At 54.5% G+C, this 26,484-nt stretch carries 20 protein-coding genes; 3 read left to right on the top strand and 17 right to left on the bottom strand.

Going from position 1 to position 26,484, the window contains the following annotated elements:
• Positions 1-49 precede the first annotated feature (49 nt).
• Both AC6I8V_RS24135 and AC6I8V_RS24140 read right to left on the bottom strand, forming a co-directional pair.
• Positions 50-1,405, bottom strand: coding sequence for an NAD(P)H-dependent oxidoreductase (locus tag AC6I8V_RS24135; protein ID WP_497846925.1), 1,356 nt, complete (start codon positions 1,403-1,405; stop codon positions 50-52).
• 37 nt (positions 1,406-1,442) lie between these two features.
• Complete coding sequence (locus tag AC6I8V_RS24140) at positions 1,443-2,801, bottom strand: MFS transporter (protein ID WP_497846926.1); 1,359 nt, start codon at positions 2,799-2,801, stop codon at positions 1,443-1,445.
• A 532-nt stretch (positions 2,802-3,333) separates the two neighbouring features.
• Between AC6I8V_RS24140 and AC6I8V_RS24145 the strand changes: the two genes are divergently transcribed.
• The gene (locus AC6I8V_RS24145; protein ID WP_497846927.1) at positions 3,334-4,170 is read left to right on the top strand and encodes a phosphatase PAP2 family protein; all 837 of its coding nucleotides are present in this window, start codon (positions 3,334-3,336) and stop codon (positions 4,168-4,170) included.
• Between the two features lie 52 nt (positions 4,171-4,222).
• On the opposite strand, the gene AC6I8V_RS24150 is transcribed toward AC6I8V_RS24145, so the two are convergent.
• The 8 genes from AC6I8V_RS24150 to AC6I8V_RS24185 all read right to left on the bottom strand — a co-directional run bounded on the left by AC6I8V_RS24150 (position 4,223) and on the right by AC6I8V_RS24185 (position 13,832).
• Entirely contained in the window at positions 4,223-4,519 is a 297-nt protein-coding gene (locus AC6I8V_RS24150) for a hypothetical protein (protein ID WP_497846928.1), read from the bottom strand.
• Between the two features lie 85 nt (positions 4,520-4,604).
• On the bottom strand, positions 4,605-6,020 hold the full coding sequence (locus tag AC6I8V_RS24155; RefSeq protein ID WP_497846929.1) for a heavy metal sensor histidine kinase: 1,416 nt from the start codon (positions 6,018-6,020) through the stop codon (positions 4,605-4,607).
• Positions 6,004-6,708, bottom strand: coding sequence for a heavy metal response regulator transcription factor (locus AC6I8V_RS24160; protein ID WP_497846930.1), 705 nt, complete (start codon positions 6,706-6,708; stop codon positions 6,004-6,006). The genes AC6I8V_RS24155 and AC6I8V_RS24160 overlap by 17 nt, the downstream gene beginning before the upstream one ends.
• On the bottom strand, positions 6,705-9,788 hold the full coding sequence (locus AC6I8V_RS24165; RefSeq protein ID WP_497846931.1) for an efflux RND transporter permease subunit: 3,084 nt from the start codon (positions 9,786-9,788) through the stop codon (positions 6,705-6,707). The genes AC6I8V_RS24160 and AC6I8V_RS24165 overlap by 4 nt, the downstream gene beginning before the upstream one ends.
• On the bottom strand, positions 9,788-10,921 hold the full coding sequence (locus AC6I8V_RS24170; RefSeq protein WP_497846932.1) for an efflux RND transporter periplasmic adaptor subunit: 1,134 nt from the start codon (positions 10,919-10,921) through the stop codon (positions 9,788-9,790). The genes AC6I8V_RS24165 and AC6I8V_RS24170 overlap by 1 nt, the downstream gene beginning before the upstream one ends.
• A 141-nt stretch (positions 10,922-11,062) precedes the next feature.
• The gene (locus AC6I8V_RS24175; protein WP_497846933.1) at positions 11,063-11,974 is read right to left on the bottom strand and encodes a MurR/RpiR family transcriptional regulator; all 912 of its coding nucleotides are present in this window, start codon (positions 11,972-11,974) and stop codon (positions 11,063-11,065) included.
• A gap of 29 nt (positions 11,975-12,003) precedes the next feature.
• Complete coding sequence (locus AC6I8V_RS24180; protein ID WP_497846934.1) at positions 12,004-12,918, bottom strand: PstS family phosphate ABC transporter substrate-binding protein; 915 nt, start codon at positions 12,916-12,918, stop codon at positions 12,004-12,006.
• A 2-nt stretch (positions 12,919-12,920) separates the two neighbouring features.
• Positions 12,921-13,832: a PstS family phosphate ABC transporter substrate-binding protein gene (locus AC6I8V_RS24185; RefSeq protein ID WP_497846935.1), complete on the bottom strand. Its 912-nt coding sequence runs from the start codon at positions 13,830-13,832 to the stop codon at positions 12,921-12,923.
• A gap of 536 nt (positions 13,833-14,368) precedes the next feature.
• On the opposite strand from AC6I8V_RS24185, the gene AC6I8V_RS24190 reads away from it, so the two are divergent.
• Positions 14,369-16,516: a TonB-dependent siderophore receptor gene (locus tag AC6I8V_RS24190; RefSeq protein WP_497846936.1), complete on the top strand. Its 2,148-nt coding sequence runs from the start codon at positions 14,369-14,371 to the stop codon at positions 16,514-16,516.
• Positions 16,517-16,577: 61 nt separating this feature from the next.
• On the top strand, positions 16,578-17,696 hold the full coding sequence (locus AC6I8V_RS24195; RefSeq protein WP_497846937.1) for an ABC transporter substrate-binding protein: 1,119 nt from the start codon (positions 16,578-16,580) through the stop codon (positions 17,694-17,696).
• A gap of 16 nt (positions 17,697-17,712) precedes the next feature.
• On the opposite strand, the gene AC6I8V_RS24200 is transcribed toward AC6I8V_RS24195, so the two are convergent.
• From AC6I8V_RS24200 to AC6I8V_RS24230, 7 genes are all read right to left on the bottom strand, one after another.
• The gene (locus tag AC6I8V_RS24200) at positions 17,713-18,573 is read right to left on the bottom strand and encodes a MurR/RpiR family transcriptional regulator (RefSeq protein WP_497846938.1); all 861 of its coding nucleotides are present in this window, start codon (positions 18,571-18,573) and stop codon (positions 17,713-17,715) included.
• 120 nt (positions 18,574-18,693) lie between these two features.
• Entirely contained in the window at positions 18,694-19,740 is a 1,047-nt protein-coding gene (locus tag AC6I8V_RS24205) for an ABC transporter permease (protein WP_497846939.1), read from the bottom strand.
• The gene (locus AC6I8V_RS24210; protein ID WP_497846940.1) at positions 19,737-20,738 is read right to left on the bottom strand and encodes an ABC transporter permease; all 1,002 of its coding nucleotides are present in this window, start codon (positions 20,736-20,738) and stop codon (positions 19,737-19,739) included. The genes AC6I8V_RS24205 and AC6I8V_RS24210 overlap by 4 nt, the downstream gene beginning before the upstream one ends.
• Positions 20,731-22,215, bottom strand: coding sequence for a sugar ABC transporter ATP-binding protein (locus AC6I8V_RS24215; protein ID WP_497846941.1), 1,485 nt, complete (start codon positions 22,213-22,215; stop codon positions 20,731-20,733). Before AC6I8V_RS24215 ends, AC6I8V_RS24210 begins: the two co-directional genes overlap by 8 nt.
• A gap of 85 nt (positions 22,216-22,300) precedes the next feature.
• A complete protein-coding gene (locus AC6I8V_RS24220; RefSeq protein WP_497846942.1) occupies positions 22,301-23,311 on the bottom strand; it encodes a substrate-binding domain-containing protein in 1,011 nt (336 codons plus the stop codon).
• 312 nt (positions 23,312-23,623) lie between these two features.
• Positions 23,624-24,718 (bottom strand): aldose 1-epimerase family protein, encoded by a 1,095-nt coding sequence (locus tag AC6I8V_RS24225; protein ID WP_497846943.1) that lies wholly within the window; start codon positions 24,716-24,718, stop codon positions 23,624-23,626.
• A 377-nt stretch (positions 24,719-25,095) separates the two neighbouring features.
• Positions 25,096-26,235 carry a hypothetical protein gene (locus tag AC6I8V_RS24230; RefSeq protein WP_497846944.1) on the bottom strand — a complete coding sequence of 380 codons (1,140 nt, stop codon included), beginning with the start codon at positions 26,233-26,235 and terminating at the stop codon, positions 25,096-25,098.
• Positions 26,236-26,484: the final 249 nt, after the last annotated feature.

The raw sequence follows: 26,484 nt of genomic DNA on the forward strand, positions 1-26,484 counted from the left end.
CCTCCTGAGACGCCCGCTGCGGCGGAGGCAACAGCGGGCAGCGTGTTATCTATAATCCAGCCAGACTCACCATCTGCTTACGTAATTCAACGATATCCAGATTGTTGTCAAACGCCACATCCGAGAAGCGCACCGCTTTATCTTTAGCGACATCTTTCACCAGACGGACATGGTGAGCCAGCCCCATTGGCAGCAGATCCTGCGACACGCTGATACTGGCCGGTAAGGCATTCGCCCAGACAGTAAACCCGCCTTCGCCATCCAGCATTTCACCGGCCTTCAGATCGCGTTTCGCGGTAGCGACCGCATCGCCGCGGAAGCTCAGCGCGGAACCGGTGGCTTCGCCACGCAGCACGGCCGAGAGGATACTGATGCTGGTTTCCAGGCCGATAAGGTGGAAAGGGCGCCACATCGAGGCATACCAACCGGTCGGATCGGTCAATAATCCATATTGTTTAAAACAGGCGCGACTGTATTCATCGCGGGCTTTAAAGGTGACAAACACACCGTAGCGAATGTTGTTCAGCACCTCTCGGCCGTCTGGCTCCTGACTGGCGGCAATATCCACCAGGCCGCTGCGACTCAGCCGTCCGCCATCCGCTTCCGGTGAGAAGACGCGGGCAAGGTCATGCACGCCAGCGGGCGGGAAAGCCAGTCCGTTATCCGGGCAATCCAGCCCGGTGGCATTAGCCACCGCCGCCATCTCAATCGCTGCTTTGGTGCCATCGGTAAAGGAGTTATACATTTTAGGATTAAAATCCCCGGTAGCGACTTCCTCTTCCGTCCAGCCAAAAAAGCTCCACACGGTTTCCGGCGTGGAGTAGCGATAACGTGGTTCGAAGTTCATGCCTTTCCCGGCCGCGACGATTTCAAAGCCGCAGGCTCTGGCCCAGTCAACCAACTCACAAATAATGGCGGGCTGGTCACCATACGCCATGCTGTAAATCACACCGTTTTGCCGGGCGCGTTCCGCAATCAGCGGGCCGCAGAGGACATCGGCCTCAACGTTGACCATCACCACATGCTTGCCATGTTCGACGGCATGGAGGGCATGGCGCGTCCCTGCCAGCGGGTGGCCGGTGGCTTCGACAATACAGTCGATCTGTTCGCAGCGGAAAAGGTGTTCTGCATCCTGGATGACGCAGGTGGAACCATCACGCAAGGCCGTTTCAATCGTGGCCGCCTGATACTGCGCTTCCGGCCAGCCCACACGCGCCAGCGCCGCTTTTGCCTTGGTGACGTCCAGATCGGCAACCGCCACGACCTGTAGCCCCTGAAGATGTCGCAACTGCGCCAGTACCATCGAACCGAATTTACCGGCGCCAATGATGCCGACCCGAACGGGTTGGGCAGTGCCTGATTTAACGGCACAGGCACGCTCAGCTAACAATGCTGCTAAGTTCATTTCGTACTCCTTGATGGGGGTTTAAAAAAGGATGTGATTAACGCCAGCCAGCGACCTGACGACGACTTTTACTCAGGAGATAAATTAATAACGGTGAAAAGAGCACCAGGATGGCCAACAGATAGAGGCCGTTTTGCGATTTGCCGGTGAGTGAGATGGTTAACCCCACCAGGAAGGGGCCGAAAAATCCCCCGATATTGCCGATGGAGTTGATCAGCGCCAGACCGCCCGCCGACCCCTGACTGGTCAGGAAAGAGGCCGGAAGGGTGTAGAAGGTCGGGACACAGGCCAGCATACCCACGGTGGAAAGTGTTAAACCGATCATCGAGACCACGGGAGAATCACTGATGGCCGCGACCACAAATCCCAGTGAGAACACCAGCGAGGGCAGAATAAAATGCCAGGTACGTTCGTTACTTTTATCCGAATGGTTTGACCACCAGCACATGACAATCGCACCCGCGATATAAGGAATGGTGCCTAACAGGCCAACGACGGTGTCAGAATAGTTAAACCGTTTAATAAATTGCGGCATCCAGAAACCGAGACCGGTGAGGCCGATAACGGTGAAGAAGTAAGCCAGACCTAATATCCACACCCGGCGATCTTTAAACATGCTTTTCAAACTGGAATGGCCAACCGTCAAGGTGGCACGCTGTTCCTTTTCCATCAGGTCCTGATAGGCCTGCCGTTCATCGGCGTTCAGCCAGCTGGCTTTTGCTGGTTTATCAGTCAGATACAGGAACACCACCACGGAGAGGATCACCGGCGGGAACCCTTCAATTAAGAACAACCATTGCCAGCTTTCCAGTCCCGCGACATGGTGGAAATTATCCAGAATAAAGCCTGACAGGGGGTTGGCAATAATTGCCGCCAGCGGCACACCTAAATAGTAAATCGAGAAAACTTTGGCCAGCTCTTTTTTGGGGAACCAGGTTGTAAGATAAAAAACAATACCCGGTGCTAAGCCCGCTTCCGCCACACCCAATAAAAACCGCAGAATGCTGAGGCTTACCACACCCTGAGCAAACGCCATGGCCATGGAGATCACTCCCCAGGTAATCATTATTCTGGCTAACCAGAAGCGTGCGCCGAAACGCTCCAGCAGCACATTGCTGGGGATTTCAAACAGAATATAACCAAAGGAAAATATACCGACCGCAAAACCAAAATGCTCCGGCGATAAGCCCAGAGACTGATTCATGGTCAGCGCTGCCATACCAATATTGGAACGGTCAATAAATGCCATCAGATACATCATTAATATTAATGGCATCAGCCGTGTTTTGGCTTTTTTAATGGCTCCGCTTGCCACTGACGAGATTTCTGCGGCAGGAGGCTCGGGTCTTAAGCCGATACCTGCGAGAGAATCATTGAACTCTTCTACATGTTTCATGATCTATCCCAGTGTTTTATAAACCATGGAAATATCACGGAAAATTCTTTGATACCGCGACGCATTGCAAAAAGTAAAACGTTTTACTTTTGATCGAGTTTTACGTTCGCCTCGTCATCAGTCAAGGGAGGAAACGGAGAAAGTTAAAAATTTGTGACGGAGCTAACGTGCAGGCAGGGATATTAACGCAACATTCCATTTTGCATAAATTCACGCAAAAACTTTCGGGATAAAACAGCCGCGATAATACCGCCAGGATAAACAATGGAATATAGCCAGCCGGGAAGGTAGCTGCGGCGGCGTCGCACGGGTGGTCTTGCGCAGACACGACTTATCATCACTGCGCAGAGGATTAATATCCCTGCATTCCAGCATTAATTGAGACGTCCGGATTTGGACAAACTTATTGCCTGTTTTAAGCAAAACTTAAGTTTTCTTCGTCATCATGGTGATCCCATTTTGATGAGGAGAGCGGCCATGGCAGACACAATCCCGGCGTCGGGCGATTTCCAGCGTTTCAAATGGGGAAAACATGACTGCTAATCGGATGGCTTTTCTTTCCGGCCGCCATCTCATCGATATGCTAAATACCGTTCCTTTTTATTCTTTCATTCAGAGAAAAGCGTTCATGAAATACGGAAGAACACCACTATTTTCTGTAGTGATGTGTATTGTGATATTGGCGAGTATTCCGCTCTATGCCTGGTCTGTTAACTGGGCGTGGGATGCAACTCACCAGTCGTCATTATTATGGCTTTTCTATCTCTTTACTGAGACGGTGAGCAAACCGTTCGGTTATCTGACATCGGCTATTTTTCTCGCTGTGCTGGGTTGGGTGGCCGGGGTGAGAAAAAATGAGTGGATTAAATTTTCTTTATTTCTGTTATTGCCCGTTATTGTTGGGCAGCTTGCCGTCAGTGAAATAAAACAGATCTCGCTTGAACCGCGTCCCTACGTTGTCTGGCTCAGTAAGAGCGATAAAGAGGTTGATCAGAAGTTTTATCAGGTTGATACCGCGGAACGGCAAAATATGCTGCACCGTAACCTGGATAGCAACGCCATTATTCCGTCGTGGCAAAAGCAGTACTGGCTGGGGGACACGGCGCCTTCTTTTCCCTCCGGGCACACGGTTTTCGCCGCCACCTGGGCGTTAATGGCGGTGACGCTTCTTTTAGCGCAGGGGCGGTTGCTGCTGGCGGGGATTATGCTTATCTGGGCTGCCGGCGTGCTTGCCAGCCGTCTTTTGCTTGGAATGCACTGGCCGGGTGATCTGGTGATTTCCCTGATGATCGCCTTTTATCTGAGCCTGCCAACCCTGTTCTTTTTCTCACGGCGGCGCGTCGCGGAAATAAAAAGGCGGGCTGATTAAACGGAGTGGTGAATAAAGCCTGCCAGCTAATCGGGCAGGCTTTTTTTATTGTTTAGGGTTTTTGTTGATAATAAACCGGTGAGGAAACGGAGGGGTCATTTAACGGTTGATATTTCCCGGCGCTATTTAGCGCCTCAGTCTGCTCCTCTGTCGATCTGTTTATTTTGTTTTCCTTCAGGTCGAATGGATAATTTTCGTACGTCTTTGACGGATTAGGATGCCAGCTTGCCGGCGTGAGCAGCCATGTATTGGCGGTGCGTGCCACACCGTTATCAGCGTGGGCCTCAAACTGGGTTATGACGAGGAGTGAAAAAGCGGCCAACAGGAGGGGGAACAGTTTCTGTTTCATAGCGGTCACCTCATGGTTAAATATAACTGTCGTTTTGACAGAGATATTGTCGCATTCCGTCGGTGACCCGGCTGGCACAGCGAGATTACAATTTTGTCAGCGTATGCCGCGCGAAGGGAATCGACAGCGTAAACAGACTGCCTTTGCCCGGTACGCTGACGACGGTGACTTTACCGCCATGCAACTCGGCAATCGTTTTTACAATCGCCAGCCCAAGCCCGGTATTTTCCGCACTGCTGCGGGCGGCATCCGCGCGATAAAAGCGCTCAAACAAATGGGGTAAATGCTCAGCTTCAATCCCTTCACCATCATCAGCCACGCTGAAGTGCATCATATTCTCTTCCTGACGGGCGCTGAGCGTGATATGCCCGCCAGGCGGCGTGTAATGGATGGCATTGGCCAGCAGGTTAGAGAGCGCGCGCTGAAAATGCAGCGGGTCGGCGGCAAAACGGTACGCGCCTTCCTGCCTCAGGGTAATGTTTTTCTCCTCCGCCAGAATGTCATAAAACCCGATCAGGCGGCGAAATTCACTCTCACTGTCGAGTATCTCAATCTTCAGCGGTTCGCGGCTGTTATCGGCGCGCGCCAGAAAGAGCATTGATGAGATCATGCGTGACAGACGTTCGCCTTCTTCAACCACCACCCCCAGCGTTTCCCGGTATTCAGACGGACTGCGTTGCTGGCTGAGCGTTACGCTGGCAGCCGAAATCAGGTTATTAATCGGCGCGCGCAGCTCATGCGCGAGATCGGATGAGAAGCGCGTCAGCTGGGCGAATGAGGCTTCCAGCCGCGTCAGCATGGTGTCGAAGGCAGACGCCAGGGCAACCAGTTCCGAAGGCCAGCGTTCCACAGCCAGACGGGTGTGCAGCTCCTCCACGTTTATCCGTTCAATCTGTTGACTCATCACCCGTAATGGGCGCAATCCGCGCCGGGACAGCCAGTAACCGCAACCCGCAAATATCAGTATCGCCAGTGCCGCTGCTAGCTGCATTCGCGCCCAGTAGTTTTCAATGATTTCATTGTTGCGCGACACGTTAAGGGCCGCCTGTACGATCCAGGGCTGTTTGCCCTGGAGGGTAAAGGTGGTGGCGGTAATCAGAAATTTTTCATGGGTTTCGCCATCGCGCAGGCGCCAGCTGGAATAGTTAAAGGTGGCGGTGGGGGCGGGATAATCTTTTTCCGGGACGCGCATGTTTTTCGACTGTGACCAGACTTTCCCGTCCGGGCTGATAATGCGCAGTGAGAGGCGATCCTGCTCGGCAATAAATTCGAATAACTCATTTTGCCACTGCTCCTGCGGACCCTGGCGTTCACTGATGGTAGTGGCGATCTCCTGCTGAAATTGCAGTGTGTTATGCAATTCATCGACATCTTTGGTGTTCAGCTGATCGCGCAATGTCTGATACAGCAGGACTGACACGCTGTACAGCACCACAGCCATAGCAACAGAAAAAAACAGCGTCAGGCGGACGGTGATCGGCACATTACGGGGTATCAGCATTCTCTTTTTCTTCCAGTACGTAACCGGCTCCCCGGATGGTATGCAGCAGTTTTACCTGATAATTATCGTCAATTTTATTCCGTAACCGGCGAATAGCGACGTCGATGACGTTGGTCTCCGGGTCGAAGTTCATATCCCACACCTGCTCGGCGATCACCGTGCGCGACAGCACTTCGCCGCTGCGCCGCATCAGTAAGCTCAGCAGCAAAAACTCTTTCTGCGTCAGATCGATGCGATTGCCGTCCCGGCTCACTTTATGTTTAACAAAGTCCAGCGCCAGGCCGCCGATTTGCAGCAGCGACTCTTCACTGGCGGCGGCGCTGGCGGCTGTCTGGCGCCGCAAAATGACTCTGGCCCGAGCCAGCAACTCGCTAAAGGAAAAGGGTTTGATAAGGTAATCTTCGGCGCCTAACTCCAGACCCCTGACACGATCCTCAACGTCATCGCGCGCCGTCAGAAACATCACCGGGGTTTTCCGCTCAGCCTGACGCGCCATCTCCAGCAGTTTCCAGCCGTTAATTCCCGGTAGCATGACGTCGAGAATAGCCAGATCATAGTCGTGAGTGAGCAGCAGATGCAGGCCATCAACCCCATTGGCGGCCACATCAACGACAAAATCATTCTCCCGCAATCCCTTCGCGATATAGTCCGCCGCGGTGGTTTGGTCTTCTACCAGCAATAGTCTCATGATTCCTCCACGGCGTGGGTCAGGGTGTCCAGTCGGCTACTGGTGCGGTCAAACAGCAGATACAGCACCGGGGTGATAAACAGGGTAATAAACTGCGAGAACACCAGCCCGCCAACCACCGCCACCCCCATCGGCTGCCTGAGTTCGGCGCCTGCGCCCCAGCCGCAGGCAATGGGTAAGGCGCCCATGATGGCACATAACGTGGTCATCATAATCGGGCGAAAACGTTGCAGACTGGCCTGAACAATCGCCTCATGGGCACTCATCCCCTGTTCGCGCTGCGCCGACAACGCAAAATCTATCATCATAATGGCATTCTTTTTCACGATGCCGATCAGCAGCAGAATGCCAATCATAGCGATAAAGGTCAGATCCAGCCCCATCAGCCTCAGGGCCAGCAATGCGCCGACGGCAGCGGAGGGCAGGCCCAGCAGAATGGTAATCGGGTGGATCCAGCTTTCATACAGCATCCCGAGAATCACATAAATCACCGCCAGCGCCAGTACGATCAGCCAGATCTGGCTCGACTGCGACTGCTGAAACAGCGCCGCCTGCCCGGCATAGGTGCCAAACACCGATGGCGGCAGATTGATCGTCTGTTCCGCCTGCTGAATGGCTTGGGTGGCGTCGGACAGCGACTTCCCAGGGGCCAGATCAAAGGAGATGGTGATGGCCGGGAGCTGTCCCTGATGGTTCACCGCCGTCACCCCCTGGGTGCGGCTGATATGGGTAAAGGTGGAGATGGGCAGTAAGGTGTTTGACGCCGAGCGCACGTAAATCTGCGACAGGTCGCTCTCGTTCTGGCGGAAAGGCTGCTGCACCTCCATGATCACTTCATAGCTGTCTTCGGGGGCATAGATGGTGGATGCCTGCAACGTACCGAAGGCGGCATAAAGATTGTTGCGGATTTGGTCAACGTCCACCCCCAGCAGTGACGCTTTGTTACGATCGATGGTCAGCTCCGCCTGCAAACCATTCAGTTGCGCATCGCTGTTTACCCCGACGAACACGCCACTCTTCCTCATTTCATCCATCAGCTGATTGGTATAGTCATTCAGGCTAAGCCCGCCGCTGCTGTTAACCGATTGCAGGGTATATTGATAGCTGCTTTTGGCGCTTCTGCCGCCGACCCTGAAATTTTGCACCGGACTGAAATAGACGGTGATACCCGGAAGATAGTGCGTTTCTGCCCGCATCTGCGTCAGCACCTGCGACATCGCAGGACGCTGCGTCTGGTCCTGTAGCGTCAGATTCAGCTGGGTGGTGTCGTGGTCCACTTTGGTGACAATGGTGGCGACAGCGCTGTCTTTCAGCAGCGTGGCCGCCAGCTGGTAAGCCACCGCTTTTCGCGCATCAAAAGACATATCCTGGGGCGTATCAATATTGGCGGTGACCTGACCAATATCTTCCTGCGGGAAAAAGCCTTTCGGTGCTGTGGTATAGAGATAGCCGGTCATCACCACCGTTGCCAGCGCCACCGCCAGGGTGATGGCCTGATGGTCGATGGCCCAGCGCAATGCCCGTCCGTAGCGCTGGCGTAATGCCTCAAAGCAACGTTCAAACATGCGGCTCCAGGCGGGTTCCTGCTGCTGATGCTGAGGATCGTGGCGGATAAGCATCGGCACCAGCAGCGGAATGATGGTCAGCGAGGCGGCGGCGGAGACCAGGATCGCCAGTGAGACCACCCAGGCAAACTCATGGAACAGCAACCCCATGGTGCCGGGCATAAAGAAAATCGGGATAAATACCGCCACCAGCGACAGCGAAATTGAGATGACGGTGAATCCCACCTCTTTCACCCCTTTTAACGCGGCCTGTTTGGGTGATACGCCTTGCTCGATGTAGCGCATGATGTTTTCCAGCACCACAATGGCATCATCCACCACCAGGCCAACCGCGATGGTCAGTCCCATTAATGAAATATTGTCGAGGCTAAGGCCAAAGGCGTACATCAGTGCGAACGAACCCAGTAACGAGATCGGCACGCTGAGCGCCGGGATCGCCGTTGCGCGAACGTGGCGTAAAAACAGCAGGATCACCAGAATCACCAGCGCGATGGTCAGCAGCAGGGTGATATTGACGTCGTGGATGGCATTGCGGACGGAAACAGAACGGTCGTTCAGCAGCTGCATATGCACTGACGACGGCATCTGCTGCTGTAATTTTGGCATCAGCAGCTTGATCGCATCCAGCGTCGCCACCAGGTTCGCACCGGGCTGACGGCTGATGCTGAGAACGATCGCCGCATGATTGTTGACCGCGCTGTGGCTGAGGGTGTTTTCGATACTGTCCTGCACGCTGGCAACATCAGATAAGCGTACCGGTTGCCCGTTACGGGTCGCAATCACCACCTGTTTGAAATCATCGGCGTTTTTCAGGTCGCCGCTGGTCTGCAACATCATCATCTGCCGCCTGCCGTCCAGTTCACCGACCGGTGAATTATCATTGGCGGCCTTCAGCGCGGTCTGCAACTCCTCCAGCGTCATATTGGTGGCGGCCAGTTTGGCCGGGTCTACTTCAATGCGCACGGCATAACGTTTCTGGCCGATAACATCCACCTCCGCGACGCCCGGCAGCATCGACAGCGCGGGAGAGATCAGATCATCGGAGAAGCGGTTGAGATCCGACAGCGTCATTGATGGTGAATCAAGGCTGATCTGGGCGATAGGCGCATCCGCCGGATTCACTTTTTTAAAGGTCGGCGGCGTTGTCATCTGCGTGGGCAGTTTTTTCAGCGTCTGATACAGCGCGGACTGCACATCCACCGAGGCCGAGTCGATATTTACCGTGGGATCGAACTCCAGCACGATGGTCGTGGCACCTTCGAGGCTGGTGGAGGTCATGGTCGCGACACCGGGGATGGTGGAGAGGTTTTTTTCCAGCGGGGTGGCGACCGAAGAGGCCATGGTTTGCGGACTGGCGCCCGACAGAGAAGCGTTAACCTTGATGGTTGGCGTATCGAATGTCGGCAGTGCGGCAACCGGTAAATTTTTCCAGCAGATAAAGCCCGCGACCATCACGGCCAGCCAGAGCAGCAGTACCGCAATCGGCCGTTGTAAACAGAGTTCGGAGAGTTTCATCAGTGAGCGACCGCCGCATCCAGGTTAGTGGCGATCTGCACCGGCATACCCGGCCGCAGATTATTCGCTCCTTCGTTGATCACCTGCGTGCCCTGGCTGATGCCGCTCACCACGGCCAGCTGCTGCTGGACCCGCAGCAGGTCGACGGGCTTAATCGCCGCCTGATTCCGCTGATCGATCACATAAACAAAATGCCCGTCAGGGCCATTCTGCACCGCCTGTGGCGGCAGCACGACGGCATCGGGCGTGACGCCCGCACTCACCTGAACCGACTGATACAGGCCGGGCCAGAGCAGCATCTTCGCGTTGCTGAAACGCGCTTTTAAGGTGATGGTGCCGCTGTCGGTGCTGACGCTGTTATCGATGAAGTCGAGCGTGCCGCTGACGGTGACGCCGCTGGCGTTTTCCACCGCCACTTTCACCTCGCCCTGCGATTGCGCGCTCAGCACCGATTTAAGGTCTTGCTCCGGTAAGGTGAAGGACACGCCGATGGGATCAAACTGGATAACCGAGACCAGAGGCAGCGTGCCCCCCGGCTGCACCAGGCTGCCGGGATGCACATTGAGCGTGCCGGTTTTGCCACTCACCGGCGCGGTGATGCGGGTGTAAGCGAGGTTAACGCTGGCGGTCTGCACATCTTCCTGCGCCGCTTTCAGCTGCGCCTGGTACTGCTGGACATTACTTAACAGCGTGTCCCAGTCAGACAGCGAGATATAGTTTTTGGCTTTGAGGGCGCGTGAGCGTTCCAGGTCACGCTGCGCTTTAACCAGCAATGCCTGCGATTCACCCGCCGCTGCGACGGCATGGTTATAGGCTGCGCGCTGGCTGGCATCATCGAGGGTAAACAGCAGTTGCCCGCTTTTAACAAAATCCCCTTCACGAAATGCCACGCTTTTCACCGTGCCCGTCACCTGCGGCTGGATATCAACCTGGTTGAGCGGCACCACATGTCCCTGGGTCGTCAGGATGATCGGCAGCGGTTTAACGCTGGCGGTGATCATGCTGACCAGTGAGGGAGCCGCCGGAGATTTAGCCGCTGCCTGGGCGATCTGTTTCGGCCAGAAGTACCAGGCGCAGCAGCAAACCACGAAACCTGAAATTGCCAGTACTGCGCCTTTGCGTTGAAAAACCATCGTTGCCTCAGCGATATGCCACTATTTGCTGGCAGTGTAGCGGAGGGCAGGGAACAAAAAGGGGAGGAGAAAAATGACAAATTTGTCATCTCCCGTTTTTGACCGGGAGGATGACGTTAGCCTGCGGTGCAGCGGTGAGTATTAATCCGCGTCCTGGCGCTTTTTTCGCGGGCGATTGATGGCGGTGTTCAGTTCATGAAGCCGGTTTACCGTTTTAATCGGCACCGCAGGATTGATGGCTGCCAGCGCTAACACTAAAACTTCAAGGCAGATCATCGGCGTACCGTGTACCGGAATTCTCTCTTCCGCTGCGCTGCGCGGAATGAAGATGGTGCAGTCGGCGTAGTGTGAAAACAGCGTATTGCGGGAACCGGTCAGCAGTATCACATGGATACCAAAGCGACGCGCCTCCTCCAGCACGGTGGTGCCCTCACGGTGAGGGCTGCGCTGCGCCATCATAATCAGCACATCACCGGCTCGCATATGTACCAGCTGTTCGCTCAGGGCCGAGCCGGTTCTGTTCATCACATAAGCCGGTTTGCCGTATCGGTTGAATAAACGGCTGACATATTCTGCCAGCAGGGCGGAGGCACCAATGCCAAAGATTGCGATACGCTCGGCACCGTCCAGTAAACCGGTCGCATGGGTAATGGACGCACGATTCTCCTCTTCACACAGCAGGTCACAGGTCATGCGATAGCTCTCAACCACAAACTCAAGGCTGGCATTGGTATCTGGCGAAAGCTCATGCACCGTGGAGGCGATGCGGGCAGAGGTACTGAGGGTTTTACCTAAGATGCGGCTGAGCGCGTTTTTGAGATCGCGCAATCCGCTGAAGCCCAGTGCCTGTATGGTCCGAATCACCGTGGCATCGGAGGTGTCAGTGAGTTGGGCTATCTCCATCGCGGTTTTCTCCATCAGGGCAGCGCGGTGATAGCAAATATACTCAGCGACGATAAGTTGTTGTGGTGTGAGATGATCCCGCCGCGCCTCAAAGCGTTCGGTAACAATATCCTGATATTTACGTTTTGCCGCAGGGCGGGAGTTTTTCACGGGAGTTCCAACGTCAGTCGTAATGAATTTTATAGCAGCGCTAAACGCGCTCTCTGGCTTTCAAGCATCGGTTCTGCGAGCGGAATATAGCCTTCAGCGCTGTGAGTTTGCGCGCTGATCGTCGCCTGGCCTGCGGGAGAAAGCGTGAAACTAAGCCACTCCTTCAGCAGCGGATCAAGTTTACTGCCGGGTGGCAGATCAACATACAACGAAACATAGCTGGATAAAGGATACAGGCCGTTACGGACGTTCTCCACAGTCGGCAGAACGTAGTCTGATGAATTATCCTGCGCTAAAGCCACGATTTTAGTCTCCGCCTGGTATGCCGCAGCGTTAAACCAGCCGACCGAACCCATCCCAAAGGGATCGTTTGCCACGGCCGCCAGCACGGATTGGCGGTCGGGTAAGGGTTCATAGTGGGGCGGATAAGGGCGTCCCGCCAGATGGAGATCCCGGAATGCCGTGGCGTACTTACCATCATCGCGCAGCCCATAGATGTGGATACGGCGATTGCTGAACTCTCCCGCCAGACCCAGCTGCGACCACAGGCGAATCTCTCCTGCGCGGTTTCCGCGTGCGAAAATGGCCTGAACCTGCTGCATGGAAAGTCCCTGTAGCGGATTGCGCTGATGAATGTAGAGCGCGGGCGGACTTTTCGCTGCTGCGCGTGGCCCATGACCGGTGTAGCCCACATGAATTGCCGTTGGCAGGTAGCCTTTCACCTGGGTAAAGGCCTCCAGTTCATACTGCCAGGGTGCGCGCGAGATAGGCGCAACCCAGCTTGCGTTGGCGGCCAGCGCCATAATGGCGGTCGACGAGCCTTCCAGGGTGCAGGCAAAGCGAATCTGAGGATGGCTGGCCTGGAAGTGATCGCACCAGGGGGTCACCAGCGAAACCATGCCATCATTGCCAATGATGGGCAGCGTAGTCATCGTTTTAGTCATGATCAGTGTGCCATCCGTTGTGATTGAGATTTCGCTAATTCGTCTGATAACGGGGCATAGCGCGGGTGGGACGCGATAATTTTCTGCCCGGCGGGGGAAAGGGTAAACGCTGCAAATTCAGTCAGGCCGTCACTGAGCCTGCCGTGCGGATCCTTCGGCAGATACAACTGCAAATAACGCGTCAAAGGATAGGCGCCGCTGCACACCGCTTGCTGGCTGGCGGAGGAGAGTTGTCCGCTGCCATCCGACAGGGGCAGGGCACGCACAGACGCATTCTCGCGACCCGATTCGGCGATGCCAATGCCACCCGGCATGTTCGCCAGCCGGGCGATCACCGCATCGCTATCGGCCACATACTCGCCGGTCCATCCCGCTAATCGCTGGTCAAAATGATGCTGGCTGAGATAAACGCTCAGCGGCGCGGTATCGGGCAAGCGCAGGGGATAAAGCGTGGCGTTCTGTAACGGCGAGGCCTGATCAACCTGCCCCCAGCTGGAGTAATCCCCCTGCGGATTGCCATGGGTAAAAATCTGGCTGAGCTGCGTCAGGGTGAGGTGCGACAGGGGATTTGACCGATGAACATACACGGCAGGCGTAGCACTGCTGGCTGTCGCGGGCAGGCATACAGCGATTTTCACGGCAAACGGCTGGCTGTTGATCAGCTTACGGTAGGGCACGCTCTCGAAGGGCGTGATTTCGCGTTCCAGCAGCGCCAGAGACGCCTGACCCGTCATCAGAAACGCAAACACCGCAGGTTCGCCAACGGCAACGGATGATGCATTGCTATGGCTGCTTAGCTGGCGAAAGGCCGCAATTAAATCGGCTGCCAGATCGCCGCTATGGGCACAGGACGCCAGTTTCAGCGCGGTCTCATCGGGTGGTGCCAGGGAGGGCGTAAAAGTATGTGGACTCATTTGCCTGATTGATTTCTCAAGGAGTGAAAAGCGTTCCTCTGACCGGCTAACGATAAACAACATCCGGAACCAGCGAGAGTACATTCAACGCCATGCGTAATGATTTCTATTCGCATTATGTTGTTGAAAATCATCATGTAGTAGAACACTGTAGTAGTCAAATTCAGGGGTAACTACAGCCCATGAATTTTTGCGCGTTTTTTATGTCCACAGCCTTTCTGCGTGTTAAATAAATTCATATTAATCAGTATGATAGAATTCGCATAAAAGCAGGCCGAATTCATTTTTACTGCTGCATTTTTCCCCGCTCCGGCTGAGTTGTTTACTACTACAGAGCTTCATGTTTGAATGATAATCATTCCTATCAACGTCCTGGTCAGTAATCGCCACGCATTACTGATGTGTACTGCTGTGCCACCGGCCAGGCCGACGAAAAGTCGAAAAACATAATCAAAGAACACTGTGAAAATTGCGCCATCATCTCTGGGGATTTAATGAACTTTTACCGCACCAAAAAGAAAAGCCTGGTTTTGGCTATGACAGGCTTGCCGTTCGTTTTATTTGTCGCGCAGGGACATGCTGAAAATAATACGCAGTCAGACGACACGGTTGCGCAGAATACCCGGCCATCGCCGGTGACGAAAAAGGAAAATACGCTCGAAGTTACGGCAACAGACAATGGGAAGACGTCATCCAGCGGTTACGCGCCAACCTATGCCGATGTGGGTATTTTCCAGGGGCGCGATATGCTCGATGTGCCCAATTCGGTCAGCGTGGTGCCTCATCAGATTATTGAGGAGCAGCAGGGGCAGGGGCTGTATGACGCGTTGCGCAATGTGGCTGGTGTGGTGCGGCAGCAGCAGAGTGGCGTGGCGTATGATCAGCTATCAATTCGCGGCATTAACCTCGATAACCGCGCAAGTTATATGTTTAATGGCGTGCTGCCATTCGATAATAACCTGCCGATCCCCATGGAAGACAAAGAACGTTTTGAAGTGCTGAAAGGGGCATCCGCGCTTTATTATGGCTTTGTGTCACCGGGCGGGATCGTCAATATGGTGACCAAACGTGCCGGAAATACTCCCGTCAGGACAGTCACGTTTTCAACCGATGATAGCGGCTCATCGCTGGCACACGTCGATCTTGCCGACAGATTTGGTGAAGAGAAAAACTTCGGCGTACGCATTAACGCCATGTCGAATAATATTCACCTGCCCATTGAAGGCGATCACGGCAATAAACGTTTCTTCAGCGCGGCGCTGGACTGGCAGGTCACTGACAAACTGTTGCTCAAATATGATTTTGAGAAAGTGAAAGCGCGGATTACCGAACAGGCTGCGATTGCTACGCCCACCGCCGTCAAAGGTGTGATTAGTATGCCCAGCATCCCGGATCCCAAAAAGCTGCTGTCCATGAATGGCAAAGCGACGAAATCCGAAGCGGAAACGCATCTGCTTCAGGCGGAATACGCCTTCAACTATGACTGGTCAGGGAAGATGACGCTGGGGCAGTCGCGTACCAGGCGAGACCGCTGGCTGTGGGTATTTGATAATTATAACGCCAGCAGCGGTGCGGGCACCGTATACGGCGCCGACCAACCCGGACAGGACTATCTTAACCAGAACGTCAGAGCCGAAGTGAAAGGTAACTTCAGCACCGGCTCCATCGAGCATCAGTTGCTGGTGGGGGGAAGCCAGAACCGTCTGTACCAGCCCAGCTTTGATACCCGCATGTATTCTGCCGCGCAGAATATGTACGATCCGGTGACGATTACCTCACTGGTGCGATCGCCAACCGGGTCGAAAAATACGCTGCGCGATCGCAGCTTCAGCGAGCAAACCGTGCGTGATGGCGGTCTGTTCGTGCAGGACTGGATTACCCTGAATGAAAACTGGCAGCTTACCGGCGCGCTGCGCTGGGGCCGTTATACCAGCAAACAGCTCAATGCCGACAGCGAGAAAGTCAAAGCACTGACGCCAGCTGTGAGCCTTGTCTATAAAGTCACCCCCAATATCAGCCTTTATGGCAGCTATGTTGAAGGGCTGGAATCGGCAGGCACCGCGCCGTCAACGGCGGCCAACGCCGGGGATTCGCTCAAAGCCGTTGTGAGTAAGCAAAAAGAAGTTGGCGTGCGCACGCGGTTGTTCGGCGAGTTATATGCTTCGGCCGCCTATTTCGAATTGACGCAGCCTTCTGCCAGTACCGGGGATGACGACATTTACGCCATCAATGGCGAAGCCCGCTATCGCGGCGGCGAATTTTCATTACAGGGCGATCTGACCGACAATACGTCGGTGACAACGTCACTGATGCTGCTCAATGCTAAGGTGACGAGTTCAACCACCAGCTCGCTGGTGGGTAAAGCGCCTGAAAACACGCCGCAGAAAGCCGCTAATTTCTTCATCAATCAAAAACTTGATTTCCTGCCAGGCGTGGCGGTTAATGCGGGGGCGACCTATCTTGGCAAACGCCCGGTAAACAGCAGCAATCAGGCTTATGTTGGCAGCTATACCGTTTACAACCTCGGCGCCAGCTATAAAACCCGCATTGCCAATACCAATGCCACTTTCCGCGCCACCGTTAATAACGTGACGGATAAACGTTACTGGAGTGCCGCGGGCAGTGGTCAGCTGGCTGTCGGTATGCCGCGTACCTTCGTTCTTTCAACCTCATTGGAATTTTAATGGCGCAACGGCAGGAGACATTCTCTCCTGCCGTTGGCATTTTCAGCTGAATTGATAACTTATGACCAACACGATAGTGAAATACCTGACGCTGGCGCTTTTGTCGCTGCTGTTCACCGTTACGTCGGCACAGGCCAGAGAGATAACGGATATTTTCGGCAGAAAAGTTGAGGTGCCTGATCATCCGCAGCACGTTTTTCTCGGTGAGAGTCGCCTGCTGTTCAGCCTGGCGCTGGTCTATGACGGCGACCCTTCATCGCGTATCGCTGGCTGGCCTGGTGATATGAAGTACTACGATGCGCAGAGCTGGGCGGCTTTTACCGCCGCCCATCCGGCGCTGAATAACGTGCCGACGACGGGGGCGATCAGTTTTGCGCAATCCAACGTGGAAACCATTCTGGCGCTGAAGCCGGATCTGGCGATCCTGCCGCGTTACGCGCGCCAGCAACCGGGTAAATCGGCGCTGGAAAGGCAGCTGGATCTGGCGGGTATCCCCTATCTCTACGTCGACTTTCGCGTGGATCAACTGAAAAATACCGTGCCGAGCCTGAAAATACTGGGTGACGTTTTTAATAGTCCAGCCAAAACGGCGCGCTTTATTGCCTTCTATCAACACCATTTGCAGACGATTGCGGAGCGGGTAAATCAGCTGAAGCAGCGCAAACCCAGGGTCATGATGCAGCTGCATCTGGGGAAAAAGGCGGAGTGCTGTGTGACCGTCGCGCGCGGCAGCCTGGCCGATCTGATGGCGTTCAGCGGCGGAGAAAATATCGCGACGCCGGTTATTAAAGGCGTTTACGGGCTGATGAACCCGGAAGCGGTTCTTAGCGCCGATCCGGATATCTATATCACGACGGGCACCTCCGGCATGGATGACAATCGCGGTATTCAGCTTGGGCCGCAGATCAATCGCGCCCAGGCCGAAGCCTCGCTAAACCGGCTGCTGCTGGCTGAACCGTTATTATCCAGGTTACGTTCGGTAAAAGAAGAGCATGCCTGGAGTTTGTGGCACAACTTCTATATCAGCCCGCTGCATCTGGTGGCCATTGAATTCTTCGCGAAGACCTTTTACCCGCAGGATTTTGCGGATATCAATCCTGACGCGACGATGAAAACCATTTTTGAACAGTTTCTCAATATTCCCTGGCAGGGGGTGTATTGGGCGAAGCTGCACCACTGATGTCAGCGATGCGGTGTTATTTTCTTTTGTGGGCCACCGCCAGCATGGTTCTGCTCAGCTGTTGTTCGGCGTGGGCATAATTGCGCTGGGCAACCAGCACGAACAGGGCATCTAAAATATTCAGCTGCGCGACACGCGCGGCGGCATTTTCTCCGGTCAGCGGCGAACCCTGTGCCGTGGAACAGATAACGGTATCGGCGAGGTTAGCGAGCGGGGTGCCAATCGAATTGGTAATGGCAATCACCGGCACATTATTTTTCTGCGCGGCTTTTACGGCTTCCAGAATGTCTTTGGTTTGCCCGGAATGGGAAACCGCCAGCACAACGTCTTTATCGCCCAGCAAAGATGCCGACATCAGCATCATGTGGGGATCGTCATAGGCGGTGGCCCGCGCGCCAATGCGCAGGAATTTATGCACGGCATCCCGTGCTATCTGCGCCGAGCCGCCAAAGCCATAAAAGTCGCGTTGCGTTGCGTTAGCCAGCAGCTCCGCGGCTTTTTCAAAGGCGTTCATGTCGAGAATGGACAGGGTTTCTTCCAGCGCCTGAACCGAGGTCCGAAAGACTTTGGTGACAATTTCTCGTGTCGTATCTGTCGGAGATAGCTCTTTATGCATCTCCGTAATGGGCAGCCGATTGTATTCGGCTGCCCTGGTACGCAGCTCTTTAAAGCCGGAAAAACCCAGCTTCTTCGCGGTTTTGACGACCATCGCCTCAGACATCTCACACAGGGTGGCGATCTCTTTCAGCGGCACATTTTCATCAAAATCACTGGAGAGAACAGCGTTAACTAATTTCGCTTCCAGAGAGGTCAGCGTAGGAACCATCATGCGCAATCTGGGGCCAATGGCGCTTATGTCATCTGCACGATTAACCATGAGATCCCTTATCAATAAGTTAACTGGCTGTTTTTAATAAATTTATCATGCTACAGGCGCGTGTTCCAGGTTTTCTCTCGCGCCATCTGGCTCAGGATTAACACGGACACGCCGCCGGGGTCAGGTTTTAAAAATCCGCTTGCCGTTTTTGTTCCTGTGTTTCGTGTGCTCATTGAGCCAATCTTTCAGTACGACCCCGCCGGAGGCAACGATCAGTATGCCGCCCCATAGCGCGAGGGTGATGAACTGGCTGAGATCAAGCAGGATCGACGCGGTTGAAATCAGCTGTAAAATCAGCAGCGACAGTATCACGCCGCTGACTCTGCCGAAGCCGCCAAGCGGGTCGACGCCTCCCAGCACCGCAGCGAGGATCGCCACCAGCAGGTAGCTTTCACCGTATGCCGCATTTGCCGAATCAAACCGGGCCATCATGATTATCCCCGCGATACCTGAAAATAACCCGGAAATAAGATAGACCCACAGCAGACTTTTACGGGTGTTGATGCCTGAGTAATGGGTGGCGCGTTCGTTTGAACCCAGCATCGCAATCGAGGTGCCCAGCGGGGTTTTATTCACGAAAATTGTCAGCGGAATAACGGCCAGCGCAAAGATAATAATCGCGAAGGGGATACCAAAAACGGTGCCGTTGCCAATAAACACCACCGGCGCCGGAAAACCCGAAATGACATCGCCGTGGCTTAAACCAATGGCAAGCCCTTTGACGGTGGTCATGGTCCCTAAGGTCGCCAGCATCGGCGGCACACGCAGGTAAGCAACCAGCACGCCATTAATCAGACCCACCAGCGCCGCCAGTATCAGCCCGAGAGCGACCGCGCCAATTTGTAATAGCCCCCATGAAAGACCGTGCGTTTCCGGGATAAAGGCCGTCAGTAACCAGGCTACCATCAGGGCGCACAAATTCGCCGTCGCGATAATCGAGAGATCAATCCCGCCAGATAACATCGGTATCATCATGGCGAGAGCAAGAAAGCCCAGCTCCGGGAGCTGGAAGCCCATCGATCTGAGTCCGGCTGCGGCGAACAGTTTATTCCCTTCCAGCATGGCAAGGCCGATAACCATGAGGATCAGAATGATCAACAGACGGACATTATTCGCGCCCAGACGGGTTTCAATCGTCCCCATCAGCGTTTTTTCGACGTGCTTCATGATACGGCTCCCTCATCAACGAGTTTATTTTGCTTCCTGGTTTCTCTGGCCATCATGATCATGGCCGCGATGATCACCAGACCCGTACTGAACAGTGACCAGTACGAGGAGATCCCGAGCAAAATCAAACCATTTTGCATAATGGCGATCAGCGCCACACCCAGCACAGTTCCCAGCACGGTGCCGGAGCCGCCCATCAGGCTCGCACCGCCAATCACCACCGCCGCAACGACATCCAGTTCACGCCCCACCAGCGCGGTCGGCGATACCGACTGCGCCAGCTGTGCCTGCACCAGCGAGGCAACGCCCGCTAAGGCCCCCATATAGCCATAAACCAGCATATTGAGCCGGTAAACGTTGAATCCCACCCGTTGCGCTGCATCCGGATTGCCGCCCATCGCGTAGATCTGACGGCCGGTATTGCTTCGGTTCAGTAACAGCCAGGTCAGCACGAAAGCCAGCACCAGCGCGATAATCTGGAAATTAAGCGCGTAATCATTCCCCTGCGCGTCGGTATGGAACACCATTTCAAACCCGGCGTTAAACCAGTCCGGCAGCATGAAAATGTCCGAGCCACCGGTAACAGTGAGCAGGATGCCAAAGAAGACGTTGAGCGTTGCAATGGTAATGATCAGCGCTGAGGTTCTCAGCGAGTTGACCAGCAGGCCATTGATAAAGCCCAGGATAACCCCGAGGCCAATGGCGATGGCGAACACGCCGGGCCAGCCAATACCCGCGTTATTCGCCACGGTGAGCGCGGCAAACTGGGTGATTGACGCGGTGGCGGCAAATGACAGATCGATGCCGCCGGTAATAATGACCACTAATAATCCCGCCGCCAGGATGCCGGTGAAGGCGGTAGATCCCATGACGTCGAGTAAGTTTTGTAACGTAGCAAACTCGGCCGTGCTGAAGGAGAGAAACAGGACCATTACCGTCATTACGATCAACAGTCGACACTCATGGGTGTGCACAAAACGCTGGATTGCATCACGCATTTACCGCCTCCTTCAACTCGTCTTCCGAGCACTGTCCGGGGAAATATTCGCCATTCAGCCTGCCGCCGCGCATAACCAGCACGCGATCGCTGTGGTAGTAGATCTCAGGGATTTCGTCCGAGATCATGATGATGGCAATGCCGCTGGCGGCGAGTTTACGAATGATGGCGTAGATACCGTCTTTCGCATGGATATCGACGCCGACCGTGGGGCTATCAAGGATCAGCAGCCTGGGCTTGGTCGCCAGCCATTTCGCGAGAACGACGCGCTGCTGATTGCCTCCCGACAACGTCTTGACCTTGTTTTCCGGGTTGCCTGCTTTGATGGTCAGCTCTTTGATCGCCTCGTCAACGGTGGCTTCATACAGATCGTGCCGAATCAGACCCGCTTTGTTCACCAACTTTTCGACGACGGATAAGGTGATGTTGGCACTGATCGACTGTTCCAGCACCAGACCCAGCGCCAGCCGGTCTTCGGACAGATAAGCGATGCCGTGGCGAATAGCATCGCGATTTGAGCGCATGTTGACCGGTTGGCCATGCAGAAAGATCTCCCCCTTGTCTGGCCGTGTCAGCCCAAACAGGCTGAGCGCCAGCTCCGTTCGGCCTGAGCCTAACAATCCGGTTAAACCAAGAATTTCGCCGCGACGCACATCCAGGCTAATGTCCTGATATTCTCCGTGGCGCGACAAATGCCGCGTCTCCAGCACCGTTTCCGTTTCAGGGCGCTCTTTCGCCACCGATTCGTAATGGAACTCTTTGCCGGTCATCAGCGTTGCCAGTTTGCGGTCTGACATCTCCCTGGCATCCCAGGTGCCCAGTTTCATGCCATCGCGCATTACCGTGACGCGATCGGCAATTTCCAGCACTTCATCCAGACGGTGACTGACAAAAACGATGGTGATGCCGCTCTGTTTCAGCTGCATTGTCAGCTTCAGCAGGGCGTTCACCTCATGACGGGTCAGGGATGAGGTCGGCTCATCCATAATAACAAGGCGGGCATTGGCGGCCATGGCACGACAGATGGCGACCAGCTGGCGCTGCGCGATGGAGATATCCGCGACCTTGTCGCTCAGTCGGAGCGACACGCCGATACGCTGCACGGCTTCAGCGGCAACCTGATTCACTTTTTTCCAGTTAACGGGTTTAAATCCCCCCACATGCAAGCCGACGGCAATATTCTCGGCGACGGTGAGGTTGGGAAAGAGTGACAGATCCTGATAAATCACCTGGACGCCAAGGCGGGTACTCTCTAACGGCGTAAGAGGGGAGACGGAATTTCCATTGATGGTGATGCGACCCCCGGCTTCTGGCTGGTGAACGCCCGACATAACCTTGATGAGCGTTGATTTACCGCAACCATTCTGCCCGCACAGGCAATGCACTTCACCCGCTTCGAGGGTCAGGCTGACATCAGAAAGTGCGTGCACCCCACCGAAGGTTTTTGATATTCCGTCAAGTTGCATAAAAGCTGGCATAGCACGATCCCTTTATAGAGAGGGTACGGGTAAGCTGGCCCAGCCCCGCAGGGTTGAGCCAGTGACCTGATAAACAATTAACGGTTTAGAGTCCGAGTTTGATGAGATCGGCGATGTTGGATTTATTGATAGACAGAATACGGTTAACCATCACCACATGATTCTCGTTATCAACCGTGGCCTTGCCGAGACCGGGGATCGTCATACCGGTTTCAAATTTGGTGTTATCCAGCGCCAGGCGTGCAACGGCCGTCATGGCCAGACCGGCTTCCTCAGGACTCCAGAGGAAACCTTCACGGATCACGCCTGACATAATGTAAGCGCGCGCCTGAGAAGGGATGGTGGTGCCAACCAGCGCAATCTTTTTCTCAAGATGGCGTTTTTTAAGAACGTTGCCGGCCCCGATAGGCCCATTGGATCCCATCGACATGATGCCGGTCACATTCGGATAAGCCTTCAGGATATCCTGGGTAACACGTTCCGATTCATCGATAAAGTCTGCACCCGGAAAGCGGTCCGCAGCCAGTTTCATTTTCGGGTAATGCGCTTTCTGATAGGCGATGGCGGCATCCGCCCATTGGTTATGTCCGGTGGTGGTCAGGGTACCGACCAGAACCACATATTCCCCCTGTTCACCCATTTCACGCGCCAGCGATTTCATTTGCGCTTCGCCATAATCTTTTGCGCTCATCAGCTCCACATCCCAGGTTTTATCGGGCTGATTTGGGCCTTCCTGGGTGATCACCATGATACCGGCTTCACGCGCGCGTTTGACGACCTGCGCCGTTACCTTGGTATCGAGCGGAACGAGGCCGATAACATCCACTTTCTTGGCGATCAGATCTTCAATTAATTTGACCTGCTGGGCCGGGTCGGCGCGGGTTGGACCAACCATTGAGGTCTGAAGATTATATTTCTCGCCTCCTTCTTTCAGCCCTTTGTTGAGGATATTGAACCAGGGTACGCCCGCTTCTTTAACCACAGTCACCATTGTTTTGGTCTCAGATGCCTGCGCCAGCGCAGGAAAGCTGAAACCCACCGTGGCAGAAATTAAAGCGGAAATGCTCATTAATTTAATAATGTTGCGGCGATTCATTTGATGCCCCTGAATTATCATTAATATGGGTACATTGTTCGCATGGTCAATAAAAAGGGAGAACGTTGTTAAGCCGGGGCATAACAATATTTCAGCCGTCTATTGCCAGGGAACGCGGGTAATCGGTATCTATTTAATATTTAATAAAGTCGGATTAATGCTGATTAAACTGACCTACCTCTCCCCTGAACAAACCGCATAAATTGTCATGGAGTCACACCGACTTTACTGTGAAGTTGTGTAAAGTAAATTGGTGCGTAACAACAAAGATCGCTTATTTGATAGAGGTCACACATAACCCGGCGTTTTTCACTAAACAGGCAAGCTGGATGTGCGAATGATGGACTCTTCACGCGCGCTTTCCTCAGCGTTGCGGTAGCCCAGCGTCACGCTAAAGTGGGCGCTTTCACCGCCTTGCAGAGAACGCACGTTGCCGGCCAGATTTTCTGCATAATGGCCCTCAACGCCACAGGTGGCAGGCATGGCGAAGGCGCAGACTTTCTGCATATTGTTAGCAAGAATCCAGCGTATAAGATGTGAAAAATTCGCCGGATCGTAGCTGACGCTAAAGGCATCGCCTTCAGGTCTGCGCAGCATGACATGCACCTGTCCGTCCTCCGCTTTTTTCAGGTTTTTCAGATAGAAAACCAGCTCAGGGTCGCACTCAAGCTCCGCGCTAATCGTCTCAGTTGCCGCGGGGTTCTGCTTCATTTTTTCAAGGCGAGCGAGATACTCATCATTAACCTTAACGATGGCGGGCACCGAGGGGCGTATCACCATGTCATCGCTGCTGAAGCTGGTGGGCTGAATGATGTGGCCCCCTTCGACAAAGGCAAAGTTGGCATGGCACATATACATCAGGTCCATCGCATCAGCAGAGAGATTGGTGATGTCCATGCAGACTTCGAACGTGGCTTGATCCGGGCGCATGATCACCCGTGGCCGGGCACGATAGTGATCGCCGAATCCCATCAGATATTCGCGTTCACTGACGATGGCCATCCAGGAACCTTGCTCATCGCTGCCCGTTTCTATATATGCGCTATCCATGGGCGCCAGCGGCATTTCGCCATGTAAGGCGTGGTTGTCCTGCGGTCCGGGGTTGCCATTGCGCAGCAATCCGGAGTGGTACATAAAGCAGCCGTAAGTACCGACAATATCGCTGGCCTGGCGGGGGGCGCTGAAGTGATTTTGCATGGTGAGGTCAACGCCATCAAACTTCGCCTGCCAAATCATCTGACCGTAATAGGGCAGGACGATGAGATATCCGCGTCGGTTTGTCAGCCTGACTGCTTCAATGCCGGATTCGTAGGTGAACAGTTCGGCGCGGCATCCATCCAGGGTGACAAGGTCGCGGGGTGTCGACTCAAAAAATGATTTCCTGAGGTTGAACGTAGTGTGTCGCATGACAGACATCCTGAATTATAATTTACTGAATGGTTTTACACAGTAAACCCGCGCACATAACTGAACAACATCCGTACACCACTCTGGCTGGCGCTATGTTAAAAATGTGAGCTGCGACACGAACGGAATAAAGGCTGCGGTTGAACCGTTATGTTTATCGCAAACTTAACCGGGTCAGCCTGCCCAATAGTTATTAAAAATAAGCCACTATTTTTCACTGGATTAATCTGACCCTGCTGCCGGAAAAAATCAGTGAGTTCCATGCGTCGCAACGAAAGTCGCCATTGCCGCTATTTTATTTCCGGGGCGAGGCTTGACGCCATTCCGCCATAAACTCACTCGAACGGCTATTTATGGCGGGAACCTGCCATGCGTTATCACGCCTTGCTTTCGGTTGGCGCAGGCAATGGCTTATGCTCTCCGGTGTAAATAAACATAGGATAAGCCAGCGCCAGGGTAGCCGCGGTGGTCGTATTCTCCAGAAGAGGCCCGCCCTGGATGGCGAAGGTATTCGCATAGACGGCGGTGAATAACGCTGAACGACAGGCGAGGGGAATGGTTATCAGGTCGCCAACGCTTTGCCAGCTTATTTCATCGCCGGAGCGCGGGTGACATGCAATGCGCAGCGATTCTGCGTCGGTAAAATACGCATGTAACTGGCGCCAGGTCATATGATCGACAGTTTCACCCACGATATTCAGGCTGGTCCCGGCGATAACATCGGCCGCTAACGGACCTAAGGGTGATAACACCTCAGCCAGCTGCGACACCCCCAGATTGAGCAGGGTCTGATTGACTGCATAGGCGCCTGCGGCACTCGCTACCGCTGGCAGGGCGACACCTGCGGTGGCGTTATCGCTTAACGGCAGGAAATACTGGCAGATATCGCGCATCGGGACATAAATGCAGATTGCGGAAATTAAGGCAGGCGCAGCGGCGGCCAGGCCACCGCTGCACGCCAGTCCGGCCATCGCGCCAGCCGCCAGCGTGATATTTCCCAGCCGGGCGCGGCAACTCTGCGTCGTTTGCCTTCCCTGATAAATATCGCTGGCGAGCCCCGCGGCCTGTAGGACGACAGGAAACAGACCGATGGTGGCGCCGGCGGCGGTGACAGCCGCGGGTGCCGCTGCAACCAGGTAAGGAAACAGGCCGCGTCTGACCAGCTCGCGCGCGGCGCTCGGCAAGCCGACCGAGATGAGATTGCGTAAAAACACGGTGCGAATATTGGCCAGGGTTTGTGCCGGGTGGTTCGGCATCCGATCAGCGGCGATCTCCGGCATCTCTATCGCGGTAAAATCTTTCGTCTGAGCCTGCTGAACGCTAACGTCTCCCATATCAATGGCGGTGAAATCTTTGCTCAACGTCAGACGACGGTTTTCCTTCGCGGGCAGATCGGACACCTTCAGCATCACGGGTTTTGATGCGGCGACTTTCGCCGGTGCCGGTACGGGGATCTGCCGGAGGTAGGGTCTGTTAACCGGCGAGCCTGAATGGAGGGTGTCCACACTGTTGGTCACAAAGGCACATCGGCTGGCCACATTGCTATGCTGAGAGGGCGCAGAGGAGGGGATCAGGGGAAGGTGCGGCGGATGAGGAAATGTGGCTATTGAAAACATAAGGCATCCATTCTTTATGAGCGAAATAAGGTCATATTTCTAAAGTAGGATTGTTTTAGCGGTTCTACCCATATAAAAAACTTATCCCGCCCGAACGAGGTAGTGATCGGGCCATGCCATCAATTATGGGAGCCAGACGGCTCCCGGTGA

Source organism: Pantoea sp. X-Soil-TKNS-1207 (genome assembly GCF_059730485.1).